The 20,755-nt window shown below is 70.5% G+C and carries 17 protein-coding genes; 7 read left to right on the top strand and 10 right to left on the bottom strand.

Annotation, left to right across the window (positions count from 1 at the left end; translation table 11 throughout):
• Positions 1-44: 44 nt before the first annotated feature.
• Positions 45-704: a YceI family protein gene (locus tag OG352_RS02390; protein ID WP_329213790.1), complete on the bottom strand. Its 660-nt coding sequence runs from the start codon at positions 702-704 to the stop codon at positions 45-47.
• Between the two features lie 359 nt (positions 705-1,063).
• Between OG352_RS02390 and OG352_RS02385 the strand changes: the two genes are divergently transcribed.
• Both OG352_RS02385 and OG352_RS02380 read left to right on the top strand, forming a co-directional pair.
• Positions 1,064-2,602, top strand: coding sequence for a cation:dicarboxylate symporter family transporter (locus OG352_RS02385; RefSeq protein WP_329213788.1), 1,539 nt, complete (start codon positions 1,064-1,066; stop codon positions 2,600-2,602).
• A gap of 125 nt (positions 2,603-2,727) precedes the next feature.
• Positions 2,728-3,864 carry a hypothetical protein gene (locus tag OG352_RS02380; protein WP_329213786.1) on the top strand — a complete coding sequence of 379 codons (1,137 nt, stop codon included), beginning with the start codon at positions 2,728-2,730 and terminating at the stop codon, positions 3,862-3,864.
• A gap of 76 nt (positions 3,865-3,940) precedes the next feature.
• Here the strand turns inward: OG352_RS02380 and OG352_RS02375 are convergent, their stop codons facing one another.
• The 4 genes from OG352_RS02375 to OG352_RS02360 are packed head-to-tail and all read right to left on the bottom strand — an operon-like array spanning position 3,941 to position 8,493.
• A complete protein-coding gene (locus OG352_RS02375) occupies positions 3,941-4,642 on the bottom strand; it encodes a FadR/GntR family transcriptional regulator (protein ID WP_329213784.1) in 702 nt (233 codons plus the stop codon).
• Between the two features lie 20 nt (positions 4,643-4,662).
• Positions 4,663-5,706, bottom strand: coding sequence for an ABC transporter permease (locus tag OG352_RS02370; protein WP_329213782.1), 1,044 nt, complete (start codon positions 5,704-5,706; stop codon positions 4,663-4,665).
• A gap of 2 nt (positions 5,707-5,708) precedes the next feature.
• Entirely contained in the window at positions 5,709-7,379 is a 1,671-nt protein-coding gene (locus tag OG352_RS02365; RefSeq protein ID WP_329213780.1) for a sugar ABC transporter ATP-binding protein, read from the bottom strand.
• A 49-nt stretch (positions 7,380-7,428) separates the two neighbouring features.
• Positions 7,429-8,493: a sugar ABC transporter substrate-binding protein gene (locus OG352_RS02360; protein WP_329213778.1), complete on the bottom strand. Its 1,065-nt coding sequence runs from the start codon at positions 8,491-8,493 to the stop codon at positions 7,429-7,431.
• 338 nt (positions 8,494-8,831) lie between these two features.
• Here OG352_RS02360 and OG352_RS02355 point away from each other — a divergent pair, with 338 nt between their 5' ends.
• The 4 genes from OG352_RS02355 (at position 8,832) to gndA (ending at position 14,284) form a co-directional block, all read left to right on the top strand.
• Positions 8,832-10,169, top strand: a complete 1,338-nt coding sequence (locus tag OG352_RS02355; protein ID WP_329213775.1) for an enolase C-terminal domain-like protein — start codon at positions 8,832-8,834, stop codon at positions 10,167-10,169.
• 315 nt (positions 10,170-10,484) lie between these two features.
• Positions 10,485-12,086 (top strand): cellulase family glycosylhydrolase, encoded by a 1,602-nt coding sequence (locus tag OG352_RS02350; protein WP_329223675.1) that lies wholly within the window; start codon positions 10,485-10,487, stop codon positions 12,084-12,086.
• A gap of 117 nt (positions 12,087-12,203) precedes the next feature.
• Entirely contained in the window at positions 12,204-12,710 is a 507-nt protein-coding gene (locus tag OG352_RS02345) for a MarR family winged helix-turn-helix transcriptional regulator (RefSeq protein ID WP_329213773.1), read from the top strand.
• Positions 12,711-12,844: 134 nt separating this feature from the next.
• A complete protein-coding gene (gene gndA, locus OG352_RS02340) occupies positions 12,845-14,284 on the top strand; it encodes an NADP-dependent phosphogluconate dehydrogenase (RefSeq protein WP_329213771.1) in 1,440 nt (479 codons plus the stop codon).
• Between the two features lie 73 nt (positions 14,285-14,357).
• On the opposite strand, the gene OG352_RS02335 is transcribed toward gndA, so the two are convergent.
• The 3 genes from OG352_RS02335 to OG352_RS02325 form a co-directional block, all read right to left on the bottom strand.
• Complete coding sequence (locus OG352_RS02335; RefSeq protein ID WP_329213769.1) at positions 14,358-15,803, bottom strand: glyceraldehyde-3-phosphate dehydrogenase; 1,446 nt, start codon at positions 15,801-15,803, stop codon at positions 14,358-14,360.
• A gap of 229 nt (positions 15,804-16,032) precedes the next feature.
• Positions 16,033-17,490: an MFS transporter gene (locus OG352_RS02330; protein WP_329213768.1), complete on the bottom strand. Its 1,458-nt coding sequence runs from the start codon at positions 17,488-17,490 to the stop codon at positions 16,033-16,035.
• Between the two features lie 39 nt (positions 17,491-17,529).
• On the bottom strand, positions 17,530-17,931 hold the full coding sequence (locus OG352_RS02325) for a DUF3291 domain-containing protein (protein ID WP_329213766.1): 402 nt from the start codon (positions 17,929-17,931) through the stop codon (positions 17,530-17,532).
• A gap of 102 nt (positions 17,932-18,033) precedes the next feature.
• Here OG352_RS02325 and OG352_RS02320 point away from each other — a divergent pair, with 102 nt between their 5' ends.
• Positions 18,034-18,651 carry a MerR family transcriptional regulator gene (locus tag OG352_RS02320; protein ID WP_329213764.1) on the top strand — a complete coding sequence of 206 codons (618 nt, stop codon included), beginning with the start codon at positions 18,034-18,036 and terminating at the stop codon, positions 18,649-18,651.
• Between the two features lie 16 nt (positions 18,652-18,667).
• Here OG352_RS02320 and OG352_RS02315 read toward each other — a convergent pair whose 3' ends face one another.
• On the bottom strand, positions 18,668-19,981 hold the full coding sequence (locus tag OG352_RS02315; RefSeq protein WP_329213762.1) for an NAD(P)/FAD-dependent oxidoreductase: 1,314 nt from the start codon (positions 19,979-19,981) through the stop codon (positions 18,668-18,670).
• 9 nt (positions 19,982-19,990) lie between these two features.
• On the bottom strand, positions 19,991-20,752 hold the full coding sequence (locus OG352_RS02310; protein WP_329213760.1) for a 4'-phosphopantetheinyl transferase superfamily protein: 762 nt from the start codon (positions 20,750-20,752) through the stop codon (positions 19,991-19,993).
• Between the last annotated feature and the right edge of the window lie 3 nt (positions 20,753-20,755).

The raw sequence follows: 20,755 nt of genomic DNA, 5'->3' as shown, positions 1-20,755 counted from the left end.
GGCATCGCCGCCGTCCCCGCCGACGGCGTGAGAGGGACCTTCGGTCAGCCGGCGACGGGGGTGCGGATCGCGGCGATGTCGAATTGGAGACGCACCTTCTCACTCACCATGGCGCCGCCCTCGGCCAGCCTGGCGTTGTACGTCAGTCCCCATTCGGAACGGTCGATGGTGGTGGTGCCGTCGAAGCCGGCCCGCTCATAGCCGAACGGGTCGGTGACATGTCCCAGGTAGGTGAGGTCCAGGACGACGGGGCGGGTGGTCTCCCTGATGGTGAGATCGCCGGTCATGCGGAAGACGTCGGCGCCCGTGAGGTGTACGGCGGTACTGGTGAAACGTATCCGCGGATAGGTCCGGGCGTCCAGGAAGTCACGGCCGGTCAGGTGGGCGTCGCGCTGGTCCACGCCGGTGTCGACGCTCGCGGTGGACAGCAGGATGTCGGCCCGCGAGCGGGCCGGGTCGCGGCCGTCGAAATAGAGCCGGCTCTCGTACTCCGTGAAAGCGCCGCGCACCGTGGTCACCAGGGCGTGCCGGACGGAGAAACCTATGCGGCTGTGCGCCGGGTCGATCATCCACTCTCCGGTCAGCGCCGCCAGACCGGGATCCGGGAGGCCCGCGGCGGGGAAGTCGGGGGAGCCGGCGGGGGGTTGCGGAGCGGTGGGGGGTGCCGAGCGCCGGAAGGAGGCGCCGCGGGTGAACAGGTTCATGGTTCACGTAGTTACTGCACCGCAGATATCGCCGCAAGCCTGCTCCGGAAGCGGCGGCGGATCGAATCCGTACCGAAGGGTTGATAGGCCGCCATCGGATGACCGGCGACTACAACATCCACACACGCTCGTCACCGGATGGCCGGGCAGAGTTCGTCCGGGTCCGGACGGGCCCTGCCCGGGCTGCTGGCGCGTCAGCGCCGGCGCCGACCGTCGGCGGGTGAGTACTTGGACGAACGTCCAATATTTCGGCGGTACGAGTCCGGACTCTTCTGTGGAGTCGTGACGTGGACCATAGTGGCGGGCACGCTACGGAAGATCTTTTCCGTATAGCGAAAGTCCGGCTCGAAGGAGTGCCTGTGTCGCTGTCCGAACCGTCCCTTGCGCGACGCGTCGCACGTCTACTGCGTACCTCTCTGTTCATACAGGTCGCCTGCGCCCTGGTGCTCGGAGTGGTCGTAGGACGGCTGTGGCCCGGATTGGGTACCGCCGTTCAGCCGTTGGGCGACGGCTTCGTGAGGCTCATCAAAGCGGTCATCGCGCCGCTCGTGTTCTGTGTGGTGGTCACCGGCATAGCCAAGGCCGGCAATCTGAGGGCCTTCGGCCGCATCGGCCTCAAGGCTCTCATCTGGTTCGAGGTGGCGACGACGTTCGCCCTGCTCTTCGGTCTGGTCGCGGGAAACCTGGTGCGGCCCGGCGCCGGCATGAACGTCGATCCGGCCCAGCTCGACGCGGGCGCGGTCGAGGCGAAGACCGGCGGTGGGTCACTGCCGTCGACCGGCGAGTTCCTCCTGCACGCGCTGCCCGAGAGCGCCGTCGGGGCGTTCGCCGAGAACTCGCTCCTACAGGTCCTGGTCCTCGCCTGTCTGGTGGGCGCCGCCCTGCTCCACCTCGGCCACACCAAGGTGCCCGCCATCCTGCCGGCCGTCGAGCAGGCGCAGGAGGTCGTCTTCGCGATCGTCGGCTTCGTCATGAAGCTCGCCCCGCTCGCGGTCTTCGGCGCCACCGCGCACCTGGTCGGCCAGTACGGGCTGGGCGTGCTGTCGACGTACGGCAAGCTCATCGGCGTCTGTTACGCCGTCGCCCTGCTGTTCCTGCTGCTGCTCGCGGCGGCGCTGAAGGCGTTCACCGGGCTGAGCCTGTGGAAGTTCGTCCGCTACACCCGCGAGGAGATGCTGCTCGCCCTCGGCACCGCCTCCAGCGAGACCGTCATGCCGCGCATGATGCAGAAACTGCGCCACGCCGGCTGCCGCGACGACGCCGTGGGCCTCGTGGTGCCCACCGGCTACTCCTTCAACCTCGACGGCGCCTCGATCTACCTGTCCATCGCGACGCTGTTCATCGCCCAGGCCGTGGGCGTCGACCTCACCCTGGGTCAGCAGGTGACCGTCGTGCTCATGCTCATGCTCACCAGCAAGGGCATGGCGGGCGTGCCGGGTTCGGCGTTCCTCGCCCTGTCGGCGACCGCCTCCGCGCTCGGCGTCATCCCCGCCGGGGCGGTCGCTCTCCTGCTGGGCGTGGACCGCATCATGGACTCGATGCGCGTGGCCACCAACCTGCTCGGAAACTGCGTGGCCGCCTTCGCGGTCTCCCGCTGGGAAGGCGCGCTGGACTCCGAGCGGGCGAAGCGCGTGCTGAACGGCGAACTCCCCTTGGCTCCGGACACGGAGGCCACGGTCGCGGACGCCACGATCACGGAGGCCACGGTCACGGAGCCCGCGCTGACTGGGGCCGCGATGACGGGGGCCGCGCTGACGAAGGTCCCGGCCACGGAGGGCTCGGGCGCCGAGACACCGGACGTCAAGGCCCCGGGTGCCAAGGTTCCGGCCTCTTCGGCCGACGTCGTCGACCCGGTGGCGGGGGCGGCGGACGGCAACCGTCCGGTCGAGGCGGGCTGACGGAGCGGGGCCAGGTGCGGTCGGGCCGGCAGCCTGCCCGCACCCCTGCCCGAAAGTTCCTTCCCTCCGTGGTCCATGACCCGTTCTCCTGACGGGAGAACGACCGGAGGAGTGGACTGACCGTCATGCGCACCCGACCGCAGGAGAACTGGGAACGGGACACGGGCGCACGGCCCCCGAAGAAGGGCCGCCCGCCCGTCCCCGCCGCCCCCGAGGCCGCCTCCCTCCTCGCCCTCCAGCGCACGGCGGGCAACGCGGCCGTGGCCCGCATGCTCGACCGTGAACGCCACACCCACGGCGCGGGCTGCGGACACGGGACGACCGAGGACACGGCGACCGTGCGGGAAAGCGGCGCCCGCGCCCGGCAGCAGCCCGCGCCGGGCGCTCCGGCCGTCCAGCGGGCCCCCGCGTTCACACAGACCGGTGCCCCCGCCGAGTCCGACCGGGACGCGGCGCTGCGGATGCTGGACCGGGTGGCCCGCACCGCCGAGCGCGTCATCCTCGCCGGAAACCCGAAGGCCAGGAACAAGTTCACCCCTCATCTGGCCGTCAACCTGCTGCCCGACGGCTCGCTCGGCATCTCGGGCAACACCGGCAAGCGGGTGGTCACGGAGCAGCAGCGCCAGACGATCGAGCAGGAGATCCGCGGGTTCGCCGACGGCAGCGCGCCCCGCGCGGGGCACAACGGATGGGGTTCGAGCGCGGACCAACGGCAGCGGGAGCGGCAGGACCGCAGCAAGCTCCGCGCCCTGGACGCCGGATCGTACGCCGAGCACCACCCCGAGTCCCCCGAACTGGCCGACATCCACGAGGCGTTGCACAAGCCGATCCGCTGGTTCGCCATCAGCACCCCGGTCAAGAAGGGGGTGCCCGCCCAGCACGGCGAGATGACGCTGCTCGGTGAGCAGGTCGCCGCCTGGAAGAAGGCCCCCAGGGACCCGGACGACCCCAAGACCGTGCACATGGGCGGGGTCAAACTGGCCTGTGTCGCCTGCCAGTGGGCGTTCGACGCGGTCAACGAGACCATCGGGCGGGACCTCGGCTACCGGGTGGTCGCCGCCGGCGCACACGGCCAGTTCTTCCCCAACTGGCTGATGCCGCAGTGGATGCGCGGCGAGCAGGCCGTGGTCGACGCGATCCGCTCCAGGGCCGCGGAGATCGACGCCGAGCTCACCGGCGACTGGGTGGTCAACGGCGAGCTGGCCACAGGCGACTTCGTCCACGACCCGCCGGACTCCGGCTCGGAGTACGAATCCGACTGACGGCGGTGCCCGGTGCTCCCGCCCGGCCCCGGCTCACAACGCCCGCTGTTCGTCGTGGAGTTCGGCCGTTGGTTGGTCAGCCGTCGAGTGCGCAGAGGGGGGCCTCGACGAGGTCGGTCGCCAACCACTGCTCCACGGCCGCGATATGGACCGTCGCGGTCGAGACCGCCAACTGGGCGTCGCGTGCCCGCAGCGCGCGCAGGATCTCGTCGTGCTCCCGGTGCGCGTGCTCCACGGCCCGTTCGGTCCGGGTGCCCCGGACGATACGGACCCGCTGGGTGCGCGTGGAGAGCACGCTCAGCAGCATCGACAGCACCGGATTGCCGACGGCTTCGACGATCCGCAGATGGAACGCGATGTCGTGACCGACGAACTCCTCGACCGTCGCCGCCGACCGGGACCGCCGTAGGACCGCGCCCAGCTCGTCGAGATCCTCGGGGCCGAGCAGCGTGGCGGCCAGCCCGGTCGCCTGCGGCTCGAGCAGCCTGCGCACCTCCAGCAGTTGCAGGGCCGTCTGCCCCTGGGAGACGTCCGAGGCGAAGGAGAGCGCCTCGAACAGCAGATGCGGCTCCAGGCTCGACACGTATGTGCCGTCCCCCTGCCGGGTGACCAGGATCCGCATCGCGGTCAGCGCCCGCACCGCCTCGCGCAGCGAACTCCGGGACAGACCGAGCTGCCCGGCCAGCACCTCCTCCTTAGGCAAGCGGGAACCCGGCGCGAGGTCGCCCGCCACGATCATCGCCTTGATCTTGTCCATGGCCTCGTCCGTCAGTGCCACGAGCGTGCCTCTCTGTGGGCCTACTCCTGCTTCTCGCCGGAGGCGAAGCGGGAGATGATCAGCGCGACGATGATGATCGCGCCGTTGAGGAACTGGTTCCACAGCGGCGGCACACCCGCCAGCGTCATCACGTTGACGACGAGCTGGAGCGTCAGCACACCGGTCAGCGCACCGAACACCGAGCCCTTGCCGCCGTTGAGGCTGACCCCGCCGATGACCGTCGCGGCGAAGACCTGGAAGATCCAGCCGCTGCCCTGGGTGGCCGAGATGGAACCGTAGTGACCGCTGTAGAGGATGCCGGCGAACGCCGCCAGCACACTGCCGGTGATCAGCACCGCCCACACGATCCGGTCGACCCGGATACCGGCGGTACGGGCCGCCTCCGCGTTGCCGCCGATCGCGTACAGCGCCCGGCCGTGCCGCAGCCAGGCCAGCGCGGCGCTGCCGAGGGCGAACAGCAGCACGCAGATCCAGATCGCCGCGGGCACACCCCACCACGACGACTTGCCCAAGTACGTGAAGGAGGAGGGGAGTTCGACGATGGACTGGCCCTCGGAGAGGGCGACCTGCAGTCCGCGCAGCATCGTCAGCATGCCGAGGGTGACGATGAAACCGTTCAGCCGCAGCTTCAGGATCAGGAACCCGTTGACGGCGCCGATCACCACGCCCACCAGCAGACAGAGCGGGACGGCCGTCCACTCGGGGAGCAGCCCGAGCCCCGTGAACCGCGCACCGCTCGTCGGCAGGACCAGCCAGACGGCGATGACCGGAGCCACGCCGATGGTGGACTCCAGGGACAGGTCCATGCGTCCGCAGATCAGGATCAGCGCGGTGGCGAGGACGAGCAGGCTCAGCTCCGTGGACTGCTGGGCCACGCCGATCAGGTTGTCGTAGGTCAGGAAGGCCGGCGAGACGATGAACCCGATCAGACCCAGGACCAGGATCGCCGGGATCAGGGACAGTTCACGGAACCGGCCGAGGTCGAGCCCGCGCCCGGTCTTCTCGGCGGTCTTCTTCTGCGCCACGCCCGCTGCGGGGTCGGTGACATCAGTGGTGGCGGACATGACTACCTTTCGTCCTCGTCGGTCTCGGTGCCTTCGTCGGTGCCTTCTTCGGCGCCGGATGCTTCGCCGGTGCCGGGCGCCGTGGTCGTCCCCGGTGCTTCGGCCCGGTCGGCTACGCCCTCCATGGCGGCGACCACCTGCTCGTCCCGCCAGCCGGGTGCGAACTCGGCGACCACGCGGCCGTGGAACATCACGACGACCCGGTCGCACACCCGCAGGTCGTCCAGCTCGTCGGAGACGATCAGCGCGGCCCGCCCGCCGTCCGCGACCTCGCGGATCCGGTGCAGCAGGAACTCCTTGGACTTGACGTCCACCCCGTTGGTGGGGCGGACGGCGACCAGCACCCGCGGGTCGGTGGCCAGCGCCCGGGCGACGACGACCTTCTGCTGGTTGCCGCCGGACAGCGCGGAGACCGGAGTGCCCGCGCCCGGCGTCTTGATGTCGAGATCCCGGATCATGCGCTGGGCGAAGACCCTGGTCCGGGAGGGCAACACCGTGCCGAACGGGCCCAGTTGGTCGGTGACGGTGAGCGTCGCGTTCTCCGCCACGCTGCGGTTGTGCACCAGACCCTGGAGATGACGGTCCTCCGGTACCAGACCGACGCCCGCCGCCAGCGCCGCCGGAACACTGCCGGTGCGTACGGCACGGCCGCCGACCGAGATCCGGCCCTCCTGGGCGCGATGCAGACCGGCGACGGCCTCCCCGACCCGCACATTGCCGCTGGCCGCGGCTCCGGCCAGCCCCACCACCTCACCGGAGCGGACCGACAGGGACAGGCCGTCGCAGGCGCCGGGGAGCGTGAGCCCCTCGATCGCGAGCAGCTCAGGGCCTTCGCCGGGCACCGGGACACCGTCCCCGTCGGCAGAGACAGAGGTACGGGACGTGGTGGCGGTCGGGGTGGACGTGTCCCCGGTCATGGCCTCCACCAGGGCCTGGTGGCCGACCTCGGCCACGGGCGCGGTGAGGATGTGCGTCGCGTCGCGGTAGACGGTGACCGTGGTGCAGAGGTCGTACACCTCTTGGAGGTGGTGCGAGATGAACAGGAAGGCGACGCCCTGGCGCTGGAGGTCACGGAGCTTGTCGAAGAGCCTGCCGATGCCGCGTGCGTCGAGCTTCGCGGTCGGCTCGTCGAGGACGATGAACCGCGCGCCGAACGACAGCGCGCGGGCGATCTCGACGAACTGCCGCTGCTCCACGGTGAGTTCCCTGGCCCGCGCGCCCGCGTCGACGTCCACGCCGTACTCGCCGAGGAGTTCCTCGGCCCGGCGCCGCAACTGCTTCCAGCGGATGGGCTGGAGCGGGCCGGCGCTCTGCCGGTTCAGGAAGAGGTTCTCCGCGACCGTCAGTTCCTGGATGATCGTGGACTGCTGGTAGACGCAGGCCACCCGGGACCGCCAGGCGTCGATGTCGCCGACGGTCGGCGCGGGTTCGCCGTTGAAGCGCACGGTGCCGGTGTCGGGTCGGCGCAGTCCGGTCAGGAGGGACACGAGCGTCGACTTGCCGGCCCCGTTGCGGCCCACCAGCGCGTGCGACTCGCCGGGGGCCACGGCGATACGGGCGTCGCGCAGCGCGACGGTGGCGCCGAACCTCTTGCCGACCGCGATGGCCTCGGCCACCGGGGTCGGGCCGGCGCCACCGCGCCCCTTCAGGGGCGCGGTCGCGGTGTCCGCCATGGGGATACCGTCCTTCCAGGGGTGCGGGCGCGGTTGCCGGTCCGGTCGGTCACTGGCCGACGGTGTTGCCCCACAGGGTCTTGTCCTCCACGTTCTCCTTGGTCACCAGCGGCGCCGGCAACTGGTCCTCGAGGCCGTTGGGGATCTTGATGATCGTGGAGTCGTGGTCGGTCTTGCCCGGCTTGAACGTCTTGCCCTCGGCCCCGGCCTTGGCGTAGTACAGCGCGTACTTGGCGTAGAGGTCGGCGGGCTGGGAGACGGTCGCGTCGATCTGGCCCTTGCGGATCGCGTCGAACTCCTGCGGGATGCCGTCGTTGGAGATGATCGAGATGTGCCCCTTCTGGCCGGCCGGCTTGAGCAGGCCCTTCTGCTCCAGCAGGGCCAGGGTCGGCTGCAGGAAGACACCGCCCGCCTGCATGTAGATGCCGTTCAGGTCGGGGTGCTGGGCGAGCAGGCTCTGCAGCTTGGCGGAGGCCACGTCGCCCTTCCAGTCGGTGGGCAGCTCGAACACCTTGATGGCGGGGAACTTCTGCTTCATGCACGCGGCGAAGGCCTCGGAGCGGTCCCGCCCGTTGATGGAGTCCAGGGCGCCCTGCAACTCGGCGACCTTGCCCTTGCCGCCGAGCTGCTTGCCGAGGAACTCGCAGGCCTTGGTGCCGTACGCCCGGTTGTCGGCGCGTACGACCATGTAGACGTCACCCTTGTCGGGGCGGGTGTCGACACTGACCACCGGGATCTTCTTCGAGGCGAGGGTCTCCAGTGTGGAGGCGATCGCGCCGGTGTCCTGCGGGGCCATGACGACGGCCTTGGCGCCCGTGCTCTGGAACACCTGCACGTTGGCGACCAGCTTGGTGACGTCGTTCTGCGAGTTGCTCAGAGGCAGCGCCTTGATGCCCTCGGACTTGATGTCCTTCTGGACGTACTCGGCGTAGGAGTTCCAGAAGTCGGAGTCGGAACGCGGCAGGTCGATCCCGATGGCGGGAGCGTCGCCGCCCGAGCCGCCCGAATCCGCACTGTCGCGGTTGCACGCGGTGAGAAGGGTGAGGGCCGCGACGACGACGCCGACTGCGGCGGCGGTGGTGGAGCGGGTGCGAGCGAGCTGGGCGAGCTTCATGGCCGGGTGATCTCCTTAGCCAGGGCTGGGAGCCGCACGAGGGCGGGAGGAGGAGGAAGGGGGAGAGGAGAAGAGAGGGAAGGGTGGGAAGGGTGGGAAGGGAGGGGGAGCCGCGGGTGGAGGAGGGCTGGGAGGGGCGGTGCGGTGATTCCTCCGATGTATCTCGAACGTCGAGGACGTTACGACGGCGTTGCCTGTGCTGACAAGGGGTCGTGTTCAAACGAATCGACGGATTTCCTGGGGGTGTTGTCATGGGGTCGCGCGGCCCCTAAAGTCAAAGTTCCGTCATTCCTCCGACCTCCGATGAATGAGGGCCGGCAAGCAAGAAAGGCGCCCCCTTGACCGCAACCCCCGCCCGGATCATCGCGGTGGACACCCACGACATCCGCTTCCCGACCTCGCGGGAGCTGGACGGCTCCGACGCGATGAACCCGGATCCCGACTACTCCGCCGCCTACGTCGTGCTGCGGACCGACGCCGGCGACGGGCTCGAAGGCCACGGCTTCACCTTCACCATCGGACGTGGCAACGATGTCCAGGTCGCCGCGATCGACGCGCTGCGGCACCACGTCCTGGGGCGGTCCGTGGACGAGCTGTGCGCCGACCCGGGCTCCCTGAACCGCGACCTGATCGGCGACAGCCAACTGCGGTGGCTCGGCCCGGAGAAGGGCGTGATGCACATGGCCGTCGGCGCGGTGGTCAACGCGGTGTGGGACCTCGCCGCGAAGCGCGCCGGACAGCCCCTGTGGCGGCTGCTCGCCCACGCCGACCCCGAGTGGCTGGTCTCCCAGGTCGACTTCCGCTACATCGCCGACGCCCTCACCCCGGAAGACGCCCTCACCCTGCTGCGGGAGGGACGCGCCGGGCTGGCCGAGCGCGAGGCGGCGCTGCTGGAGCGCGGCTACCCCGGCTACACCACCTCGCCGGGCTGGCTCGGCTACTCCGACGAGAAGCTCACCCGGCTCGCCAAGCAGGCCGTCGCCGACGGCTTCACCCAGATCAAGCTCAAGGTGGGCGCCGACCTCGACGACGACCTCCGGCGGCTGCGCACGGCCCGCGCCGCCGTCGGCCCCGGCATCCGCATCGCCGTCGACGCCAACCAGCGCTGGAACATCGGCGAGGCCGTCGAATGGACCCGCGCCCTCGCCGGCCTGGACCCGTACTGGATCGAGGAGCCGACCAGCCCCGACGACATCCTCGGCCACGCGGCCATCCGCGAGGCGGTCGCGCCGGTGAAGGTCGCCACCGGCGAACACGTCCAGAACCGCATCGTCTTCAAGCAGTTGCTCCAGGCCGGCGCCCTCGACGTGCTCCAGATCGACGCGGCCCGCGTCGGCGGTGTCAACGAGAACCTCGCGATCCTGCTGCTCGCCGCCAAGTTCGGCGTGCCGGTCTGCCCGCACGCCGGCGGCGTCGGCCTGTGCGAACTCGTGCAGCACCTCTCGATGTTCGACTACCTGGCCCTGTCCGGCACCACCGAGGACCGGGTCATCGAGTACGTCGACCATCTGCACGACCACTTCCTCGCCCCGGTGGTGATCCGCGACGGCCACTACACGGCCCCGCTCACCCCCGGCTTCTCGGCCGCCATGCACCCCGAGTCCCTCACCGAATTCCGCTACCCGGACGGCACGTTCTGGGCGGCCGACCTCGCGGGGCAGGCGCAGAGAACCTGACGGTCAGGGGTACCCCCAGCGGCGTCGTCGTGGTTGCCGGGGGACCCCGCCCTGCGCGCTGTCTTGACGTGTACTTGGTGCGATGGCTTGATGGGAGCGCTCCCACACGCAAGCTCCGAACCCCATCTGCCACCTGAGTTTCTTGGCCTCACTCCTGGAGTCGCAGTGAGAACAACAAGAAGCACGACAAGAAGCACGACAAGAAGCACGACAAGCAGCACGACAGGCAGCACAGCAGGAAGCGCGACGAGCAGCACGCCTCGAACACGCTCCTTGGCCGCCCTGCTGGTCAGACTCGCGGCCCTCCTGGGCCTGATGGTCCTCGTCGGCGCCCTCTGCCCCGCCGCAGCGCAGGCCCAGGACGCGGCCCCGTCGCCCCGCGCCCTCGCCACCGGCCTCCACATCAGCGACGGCCGGCTGGTCGAGGGCAACGGGAACGACTTCGTCATGCGCGGCGTCAACCACGCCCACACCTGGTACCCGGGCCGGACGCAGCAGTCGCTGGCCGACATCAAGGCGATGGGCGCCAACACCGTGCGCGTCGTCCTCGCCGACGGCCACCGCTGGAGCGCCGACAGCGCAGCGGACGTGGCGAACGTCGTCGCCCAGTGCAAGGCCAACCGGCTCATCTGCGTACTGGAGGTGCACGACACCACCGGCTACGGCGAGGACACCGCGGCCGGCACGCTCGACCAGGCGGCCGACTACTGGATCGGCCTGAAGGACGTGCTCGCCGGCCAGGAGAACTACATCGTCGTCAACATCGGCAACGAGCCCTGGGGAAACACCAGCCCCGAGGGCTGGACCGATCCCACGATCGCCGCGATCAAGAAGCTGCGCAACGCCGGCTTCCAGCACACGATCATGGTGGACGCGCCCAACTGGGGCCAGGACTGGCAGGGCGTCATGCGGGCCAGCGCCCGGTCCGTCTACGCCGCCGACCCCACCGGCAACCTGATCTTCTCGATCCACATGTACAGCGTCTACGACACCGCCGCGGAGATCACCGACTACCTGAACGCCTTCGTCGACGCGAAACTCCCCATTCTCATCGGTGAGTTCGGCGGCCCCGCCGACCAGTGGGGCGACCCCGACGAGGACACCATGATGGCCGCCGCCCAGCAGCTCGAGCTCGGCTACCTGGCCTGGTCCTGGAGCGGCAACACCGACCCGGTCCTCGACCTGACGCTCAACTTCGATCCCGCGCAGCTCAGTTCGTGGGGGCAGCGCATCTTCAACGGCGTCAACGGCATCGCCCAGACCGCGAAGGAAGCCACCGTCTACGGCGGCGGCACCCCGGGTGACACCCAGGCCCCGACCGCCCCCGGCACCCCGACCGCTTCCACCGTGACGGCCACCTCCGCCGCCCTCGCCTGGACCGCCGCGACCGACAACGTCGGCGTTTCCGGCTACGACGTCGTACGGATCAGCGGAACGACCGAGACCGCCGTCGGCGCGTCCACCACCAACACCGCGACCGTCACCGGTCTGACCGCGAACACCGCGTACACCTTCGCCGTCTACGCCCGCGACGCAGCCGGGAACCGCTCCGCCCGCTCGGCCACGGTCGACGTCACCACCGGCAGCGCGCCCCCCGTGGCCTGCTCCGTCGGCTACCGCGTCGTGGGGGAGTGGCAGGGCGGCTTCCAGGGTGAGATCGCCCTGCGCAACACCGGGACCTCCGTCATCAGCGGCTGGAAGCTCGGCTTCGCCTTCACCGACGGTCAGACCGTCACCAACATGTGGGGCGGGACGGCCACCCAGACCGGCGGCACGGTGAGCGTCGCCCCCGCCTCCTACACCTCCACCATCCCCGCCGGCGGCTCGGTCACCGTCGGCTTCATCGGCAGCAAGGGCGCGACCAACACCGCACCGACGGCGTTCACCCTCAACGGGGGTGCCTGCGCCACCACTTGACGGTGCGTCATCGACCGGCGGTGGTGGCGACGGGTGTACCACCACCGCCCGCGGAGGGGGTTTTACCGAGCGATGGTTGAATCCTGAATCAGATATTACTGTGGGTAATGTGTGTCCATGTCCACGACGCCCCGCTGGCTCAACTCCGACGAACGACGAGCCTGGTTGGCCTACGTCGACTTCTCCGTCCTCCTCGCCGACCACCTCAACCGGCAGTTGCGGCGCGACGCCGGGATGACGCACGCCGACTACAGCCTGCTGGCCTACCTCTCCCTGGAGCCGGACGGCACCCTGAGCATGTCGGAGCTGGCCGAACGTCTGAAGATCACCCGCAGCCGGCTCACCCACGCGGTGAACCGGCTGCGCGAGGTCGGTCTCGTGGACCGCAGGGAGGACCCCGCCGACGGCCGCGGCCAGCTCGCCTTCCTCACCTGCGAGGGCAAGGCCCTGCTGGAGGAGGTCGCCCCCGGGCACGTGGAGGCCGTGCGCCGGGCGGTGTTCGACGCCCTCACCCCCGAGCAGGTGCACCAGTTCGCGGAGATCGGCGAGGCGATCAGCGAGGCCCTGCACCGGGCCGAGGACACCGCGTCCGACCCCGCGATGCTGCCCTGGAGGCGCAGGTAGCGACCGCCCGGTCGCGCTGATCGGCGCAAGGAATCGGTGCGGCATCGAGAAGAACCGGCCGACTGTCCGTACCTGGTGGTACCCGGGGCCGCGCGGCCCCTCCGACCACGGCACCGATCCTAGGGACGTACCTCGTGAACGCAACCGCCGCCATCGGCGTCACCGGCCTCGGCGTGATGGGCCGCAACCTCGCGCGCAACTTCGCCCGCAACGGTTACACCGTCGCCGTCCACAACCGCAGCGCCGGACGCACCCGCGCGCTCGTCGAGGAGTTCGGCCACGAGGGCACGTTCGTCCCCGCCGAGTCGGCCGCGGACTTCGTGGCCGCGCTCGAACGCCCCCGTCGGCTGATGATCATGGTGCAGGCCGGCGCGGTCACCGACGCGGTCATCGACGAGTTCGCCCCGCTCCTGGAGCCCGGCGACATGATCATCGACGGCGGCAACGCCCATTACGCCGACACCCGCCGCCGCGAGGAGGCCCTGCGCGAGCTCGGCCTCCACTTCGTCGGCGCCGGCGTCTCCGGCGGCGAGGAGGGCGCGCTGAACGGGCCGGCCGTCATGGTCGGCGGCTCCGCGGAGTCGTACGACGTCCTCGGCCCCATGTTCGAGTCGATCAGTGCCAAGGTCGACGGCGAGCCGTGCGCCACGCACATCGGCACCGACGGCGCCGGACACTTCGTCAAGATGGTGCACAACGGCATCGAGTACGCCGACATGCAGCTCATCGCCGAGGCCTACGACCTGCTGCGCCAGGTCGCCGGCTACACCCCGGCCGAGATCGCCGACATCTTCCGCGCCTGGAACGAGGGCCGGCTCGGCTCCTACCTGATCGAGATCACCGCCGAGGTCCTCGCGCACACCGACGCAGTCACCGGCCAGCCGTTCGTCGACGTCGTCGCCGACGCCGCGGGCCAGAAGGGCACCGGCCGCTGGACCGTGCAGACCGCCCTGGACCTGGGCTCCCCGGTCACCGCGATCGCCCAGGCCACCTTCGCCCGTGCCGCCTCCGGCCAGCGTGAACTGCGCGCCGCCTACGCGGGGCTGCCCGGCGGCACCAAGCCCCCGCTGAGCCGCACCGAGGCCACCCGCTTCACCTCGCAGGTCGAGCACGCCCTGTACGCCTCGAAGGTCGTCGCCTACGACCAGGGCTGGAAGATGATCCAGGACGCGGCCGGCGAGTTCGGCTGGAAGATCGACCTCGGCGCCGTCGCCCGGATCTGGCGCGGCGGCTGCATCATCCGGGCCTCGTTCCTCGACCGGATCCGCGCCGCGTACGCCGCCGACCCGGAACTGGTCAGCCTGCTCGGCGAGATGGAGTTCGCCATGGAGATCACCGACGCGCAGGTGCCCTGGCGGGAGACCGTGGCCTCCGCCGCCCGCCGCGGCATCCCCGTCCCCGCCTTCTCCGCCGCGCTCGCCCACTACGACACCCTGCGCGCCGGCCGCCTGCCCGCCGCCCTCCTCCAGGGCCAGCGCGACTACTTCGGCGCCCACACCTACGGCCGTACCGACCGCCCGGGCGCCTTCCACACCCACTGGGCCGAGCCTGGCCGCCCCGAGACCTCGGCCTGACCGGCCTGACACGCGGGAGCGGGGCGCCCCGGCCCGGGACGCCCCGCTCTTTCCGCTGTGCCTTCGGCCGGTCTCAGACGCCCGTCGCCGGGTACGTCGGGTACTCCACCCCGGAGACGTGCTGGACGACGCGGACGACCTGGCAGGAGTAGCCGAACTCGTTGTCGTACCAGAGGTAGAGGATCGCGTTGTCGCCGTCGACCTTGGTGGCGCCGGCGTCGATGATCGAGGCGTGGCGCGAGCCGATGAAGTCCATGGAGACCGCGTCCGGCGCCGTGGTGAAGTCGATCTGGCGCTTGAGCGGCGAGGTCAGCGAGACCTCGCGCAGGTACTCGAGGACCTCCTCACGGCTCGTCTCCCGGCCCAGCCGCAGGCTGAGGATCGCGATCGACACGTCCGGCACCGGCACCCGGATCGAGCTGCCGGTGATCGGCGCCTTGAGGTCGGGCAGCGCCTTGGCGACGGCGGACGCGGCACCCGTCTCGGTGATGACCATGTTCAGCGGCGCCGAACGGCCGCGACGGTCCGCCTTGTGGTAGTTGTCCAGCAGGTTCTGGTCGTTGGTGAACGAGTGGACGGTCTCCACGTGGCCGCGCAGCACGCCGTACTCGTCCGCCATCGCCTTCAGCGGCGGGACGATCGCGTTGGTCGTGCAGGACGCGCAGGACAGGATCTGCTCGTCCGGCTTGATCGTGTCGTGGTTGACGCCGTGCACGATGTTCGGCACGTCGCCCTTGCCGGGCGCGGTCAGCACGACCTTGTCGACGCCGGGCCGCAGGTGCTTCGACAGCCCCTCGCGGTCGCGCCACTTGCCGGTGTTGTCGATGAGGATGGCGTTGTTGATGCCGTACGCCGTGTAGTCGACCTCGGCCGGGTCGTCGGCGTAGATCACCGTGATCTCGTTGCCGTTGGCGATGATCCTGCTGTTGGCCTCGTCGACCGTGATCGTGCCCTGGAACTGGCCGTGGACGGAGTCCCGGCGCAGCAGCGACGCCCGCTTGACGAGATCCTGCTCGCCGCCGCCGCGCACCACGATGGCGCGCAGCCGCAGGCCGTTGCCGGAGCCGGACTTCTCGATGAGGAGGCGGGCCACGAGCCGGCCGATGCGGCCGAAGCCGTACAGCACGACGTCGCGCGGCTCACGACGGTCGATCTTGTTCGCGCCCGTGGCGCCGGCCACGGCCTCGGCGGTGAACTCGACCACCGGCAGACCGCGGTCGTCGGCCCGGTAGGTCGCGGCGAGCATGCCGATGTCGATCTGGGACGGCCCGAGGTCGAGCGTGGTCAGGGCCTGCAGGAAGGGCAGCGTCTCGGTGACCGAGAGCTCCTCGCCCGCGATCTGCCGGGCGAACCGGTGGGTCTTGAGGATGCTGACCACCGACCTGTTCACCAGGGAGCGGCTGTGCAGCAGGATCGTCACGTCCCGCTCGCGGTGCAGCTTCCCGATCATCGGGATCATCGACTCCGCGATCTCCTCGCGGTTCTTCCAGTTGGTGAACGAATCGTCGTTGAGCGTCACGGGCCTATCTTTCGAGCTAGGTGGCGCTCATATGCTAACCCCATCATTTTTCGATCATTCAAGCGGGCCTGCGCTCAGGTGTGCACTCAGGTCGGGGCCGCTGCCCGCAGGAGGGGCTACGGCGGCGAAAAGACGGCCGGGACGGACACCTCGACGGGGGAATGGAGAGGTGTCCGCCCCGACCGTCGGTCAGGGGAGGGTGCGGGGGAGGGGCTGGGTCAGGTGGGGGTCAGTCCTTTCCGGACCCGGCCTCCGCGGGCGCGTGCTGTCGGCGCGGGATGCCCAGGGCGCACAGCGCGCCGGCGAACACCACAGCGACGCCCACCCACACCGCGGGACGCAGCCCGTCCACGAACTCCTGCGGCCCCCGCGTGCTGCCGTGCGCCACGAACACCGTGCTCAGCACGGCGATGCCGAGCGCGCCGCCGATCTCGCGGACCGTGGAGTTGGCGCCGGACGCCTTGCCCGCGTGCTCCTTGGCGACCGAGCCGAGCACGACCGCCGCCGTCGGCGCGAACACGAAGCCCATGCCGATACCGGCCACGATCATCGGGCCGACCAGCGACGAGTACGCCGTGTCGACGTCCGCGACCACGTTGATCCAGCCCAGGCCGACGCCCTGGAGGAAGAGGCCGAGGGCCATCAGCCGGCCGCCGCCCACCTTGTCGGTGAGCAGACCGGCCACCGGGGCGACGAACATCGGCATCAGCGTCCAGGCCAGGGTGCGCACACCGGCCTCCAGTGGGGTGCGCGCCGGCACGATCTGGAGGTACTGGGCCAGCAGGAAAAGGGAGCCGAAGACACCGAAGTACATGGTCGCCGACACGAGGTTGGTGAGGGTGAAGGACCGCACCTTGTAGAAGGACAGCGGCAGCATCGGCTCCGGCACCCGCGCCTCCCACACCACGAACCCGGCCAGCAGCGCCACGCCCGCCAGGAACGCGCCCAGCACCTTCGGTGATGTCCAGCCGTCCGGCTCGCCGTGCACGATCGCCCACACCACCGCGCACAGGCCGGCCGCCGCCAGCACCATGCCGACCAGGTCCAGGCGCACGCCGGGCAGCCTGCTCTCCCGCAGGGCGAACAGGACCAGCGGGATCGCGATCACGCACACCGGCACGTTGATCCAGAAGATCCACCGCCAGTCCAGACCGTCGACCACCGCGCCGCCCACCACCGGGCCCATCGCCACGGCCAGACCGCTCACGCCGGACCACACACCGAGCGCCATCCCGCGCAGCCGCTCCGGCACCGCCTGCGACAGCAGGGTCAGCGACAGCGGCATCACGGCCGCCGCGCCGAAGCCCTGGATCGTCCGGAAGGTGATCAACTGGGCGCTGGTGTCGGCCAGTCCGCAGCCGATGGAGGCCAGCGTGAAAAGGGCGATGCCGACGACGAAGACCATCCGCCGCCCGAACCGGTCGCCGAGCGCGGCGCCGGTCATCAGCAGACACGCGAAGCTCAGCACATAGGCGTTGACGAACCACTGCAGTTCCTGCGTGTCCGCCTTCAGGTCCACGGCCAGGGTGTGCAGGGCGGTGGAGACGACGAGGTTGTCGAGCGCGACCATGAACATGGGCACGCTCGCCGCGACGATCGCGAGCCACAGGGGTATACGGCGGCCCTCGGCCACCGGGGCGGAGACGGCCGGTTCGTCGAGGACCGGGCTCTCTTCGGACAACGTCATGGTGGGGGTCTCTCTCAGGCGTGGGATGGACGTGGGGTTTCAGGCGCCGGTGTGTTCCTGCTCGGCGAGACGGCGCCGGGCGTCCGTCCAGTCGATGGGCAGGCCGGCCGCCGGGACCTGCCAGAAGGTGAAGACCGAGTCCTTCATGGTGGGCCGCAGGCCGTTCATGATCGACCGGTGCGGCTCGGTCTTCGCGTACCGGTAGAGCGCGTCCTTGTCCTCCCAGGCCGACAGGGTCCAGAAGGTGCGCTTGAGGGGCTGGGCGATCAGAGAGGCGCCGTACGCCCCCGGCGCGCCGGAGACCTGCTTCCACGCGGCCAGCGACTTCAGGAAGAAACGCGGCACGTCCTTGAGCGAGCGGACCTCCAGCCGGGACGCCATGACGAACGCCTCGGTGTCCGGTGCGGGGGTGCTGACTGTGGTCCAGCGCAGGGTGGGCATGGCTGAGGGCCTTCTCTCCGAAGACGCGAGGGAATATTGGATACCTCTACTATCCATGTTAGACAGTGGAGGTATCCAGTTTCTAGAGCGGAGTCGAACCGAATGCGCATCTCCGAACTGAGCCGCCGCAGTGGGGTCTCCGTGACGACGATCAAGTACTACCTCCGCGAGGGCCTGCTCCAGCCCGGCCGGCAGACGTCGGCCACCCAGGCCGAGTACGACGACCAGCACCTGCGCCGGCTGCGCCTGATCCGCGCGCTGACCGGGGTGCGCGGGCTGTCCGTCAGCACCACCCGTGAGGTGCTGGACGCCCTCGCCGAGCACAGCGGCGACACCCATCGCCTGCTCGGCCTCGCCCTGGGCTCCCTCCGGGTGGACGGGGAACCCGCCGAGGAGGCCCCGGCGGCGGCCGAAGTGGCGGAGCTCGTCAAGGAGTTGGGGTGGCACGTGCACGAGTCGGCGCCCGCCCGCGCCACCCTCGCCGAGACCCTGTCCTCGCTGCGCTCCCTAGGCGTCCCGCTGGACTGGCGCACCCTGCTGCCGTACGCGCACCTCGCCGAGCGCACCGCCGTCCTCGACCTCGACCAACTCGACGGCCTCACCGACCCGTTGGAGGCGGCCGAACGGGCCCTGCTGCTGACCGTCCTCCTGGAACCCGCCCTGATGGCACTCAGGCGCATGGCCCAGGAGAACGAGTCGGCCCACCGGCACACTCCCTAGTCGCCGCTCGTCGCTGCTAGTCGCCCAAGTTGCCCAGCTCCCGCAGAAGTTGGGCCGCCGCGTCCGCGCCGGACGAGAACGCGGCCTCGTGGGAGCCGATCAGGTCCGGGCCCTGCTGCCTGGAGTGGAAGTACGAGCCGGCCAGCTTCACCCGGGTCCCCTCGTTGGCCTGGTAGATCACGGACTGCCGCTCGCGCAGCGCCATGTCGATGACCGGGTGGGTGTAGTCGAACTCGGCGATGACCGTCTCGGGGTCGACCGGGCGGGGCGGGTCGAGGGTGACGAAGTAGTCCTGGTCGGCCGTGAGGTCCTGCAGCTTGTTCAGGTAGTACGTGATGAAGCAGCGGGTCTCGCCGTCCTCCTGGACCTTGCCGTAGTTCCAGGCCAGCCAGCCCTCGCGGGCGGTGGGCATCAGCGACGGGTCCGTGTGCAGCACCACCTTGGAGCTGCTGTAGCGGATCCCTTCCACGGCCGCCCGCTGCGCGTCGGTCGGGTTCTCCAGCAGGGCGAACGCCTCGTCGGCGTGCGTGGCCAGGACCGCGTAGTCGAACCTTTCCGTGCCGGACGCCGTGGTCACGAAGACCCCGTCCGCCTCCTGCCGGACGGCCGTGGCGGGGGCGCAGACGCGCAGGTCGGGACCGACCTCGGCGAGCAGCTTGCGGACGTAGGAGATCGAGCCGCCGCCCACCGTCCGCCAGTCCACCCGGCGGCCCCCGAGGCCGCCCTCGTCGTGGCCGACGAAGAACGCGATCACCGTGGCCGCCGGCATCTCCCACACCAGCTCGGCCGGCACCGACCAGACGGCGGAGCACAGCATGATCAGGTACGAGTGGCGGAACTCCTCGCTGTATCCGCACTGGTCGAGGTACGCGCCCAGCGACATGTTCGCCCGGCCGCGGACGAAGTCCCGCCGGCTCTCCTCGTGGAAGCGGCGCACCTCCCGCCAGACGTTCGGGAACCCGGGGTACTGCTCGGCGTACCGCGCCTCGATCGCGGCCTCGTCCATCTCCAGCTCGTCCGTGCCGAACTCCAGGCCGCTGTCGAGGTCGAAGAAGGTGAAGCCGCCCGGGTGGGCGACGGTCTCGACGCCGACCTCGTCGAAGAAGCCGCACAGGCGCGGGTAGAAGCGCCGGTTGAAGACGATGAAGGCCGTGTCCAGGCCGATCACCCGGCCGTTCTCCTCGACCTCCACCGTGTTGGCGTGGCCGCCGGGCCGGTTCTCGCGCTCGAAGACGGTGATCCGGGCCCGGTCGCGCAGATGGTAGGCGGCGGACAGACCGGAGGGGCCGGAGCCGATCACGGCGATGTCGAGGGGTGCGTGCTGGGACATGGGAGGTCCTTACCTGTAGGGGGTGGCTTGCACGGGTTGTATGCGGTGCATGGGGTGCATGGGGTGCATGGGTGGTACGGGGCGCCAGCGCAGGGGGCCGCCGTCCTCGGTCGCGACGGCCACGAGGTGGTGCGGGGACGGGCGCAGCAGGGCGAGTTCCCAGCGGGCCGCCAGGGCCGGGCGGAGGTGGTCGGTGACGGTGAACCGTCCGTCGCCGTGCCGTCGGAAGGCGAGATCCGGCAGGCCGTCCGCCAGTCCGACGCCGAGCCCTTTGAGGTACGCCTCCGTCAGCACCCACCGCTCGCTCACGGCGACACCGAGGCCCCGGGCATCGGCGTCGGCTCGCGCTTCGGCTTCGGCGTCGGACGGACCGTCGAGCAAGGCGTTCAGCCGCGTCGCCTTGTCGTCGTCGAAGGGGACGCGCTCCACGTCCACTCCGCAGCCACGCCCCCGGACCACCGCACAGACGATCAGGCCGTCGGTGTGGGACACGTTGAAGCGCAGCCCGTCGTGGTCCGCGGCGAGTTCCGGCCGCCCGTGCCCGGTGCGGACGAACCGCCAGGTGGCGGGCGGCAGTCCGGTACGGGCGCTGAGCGCCAGCCGGCACAGCAGGCGCCCGCCCAGGAAGCGGCGGCGGCATCCGGCGCGCAGCCTGTGGTGGCGTGCGCGTTCGTCCGGGGTGAGCAGGACCAGGCCGCCCATGCCCGAGGCCAGCTCCTGAACCCGGTCCTCGGGCAGCGTCCACAGGTCCACCGCCCGCGGATCGTTCACGGC

The organism is Streptomyces sp. NBC_01485 (assembly GCF_036227125.1).
GTDB lineage: Bacteria > Actinomycetota > Actinomycetes > Streptomycetales > Streptomycetaceae > Streptomyces.
Note: the sequence above shows the minus strand (reverse complement) of the source record. Positions and strands in the feature narration are given on the sequence as shown.

Excerpts from the sequence above, each read along its gene's own strand:
- OG352_RS02390 (WP_329213790.1), bottom strand. The coding sequence starts at position 704 with ATGAACCTGTTCACCCGCGGCGCCTCCTTCCGGCGCTCGGCACCCCCC.
- OG352_RS02380 (WP_329213786.1), top strand. The coding sequence starts at position 2,728 with ATGCGCACCCGACCGCAGGAGAACTGGGAACGGGACACGGGCGCACGG.
- OG352_RS02370 (WP_329213782.1), bottom strand. The coding sequence starts at position 5,706 with ATGTCCGCCACCACTGATGTCACCGACCCCGCAGCGGGCGTGGCGCAG.
- OG352_RS02365 (WP_329213780.1), bottom strand. The coding sequence starts at position 7,379 with ATGGCGGACACCGCGACCGCGCCCCTGAAGGGGCGCGGTGGCGCCGGC.
- OG352_RS02360 (WP_329213778.1), bottom strand. The coding sequence starts at position 8,493 with ATGAAGCTCGCCCAGCTCGCTCGCACCCGCTCCACCACCGCCGCCGCA.
- OG352_RS02350 (WP_329223675.1), top strand. The coding sequence starts at position 10,485 with ATGGTCCTCGTCGGCGCCCTCTGCCCCGCCGCAGCGCAGGCCCAGGAC.
- OG352_RS02345 (WP_329213773.1), top strand. The coding sequence starts at position 12,204 with ATGTCCACGACGCCCCGCTGGCTCAACTCCGACGAACGACGAGCCTGG.
- OG352_RS02330 (WP_329213768.1), bottom strand. The coding sequence starts at position 17,490 with ATGACGTTGTCCGAAGAGAGCCCGGTCCTCGACGAACCGGCCGTCTCC.
- OG352_RS02325 (WP_329213766.1), bottom strand. The coding sequence starts at position 17,931 with ATGCCCACCCTGCGCTGGACCACAGTCAGCACCCCCGCACCGGACACC.
- OG352_RS02320 (WP_329213764.1), top strand. The coding sequence starts at position 18,034 with ATGCGCATCTCCGAACTGAGCCGCCGCAGTGGGGTCTCCGTGACGACG.
- OG352_RS02315 (WP_329213762.1), bottom strand. The coding sequence starts at position 19,981 with ATGTCCCAGCACGCACCCCTCGACATCGCCGTGATCGGCTCCGGCCCC.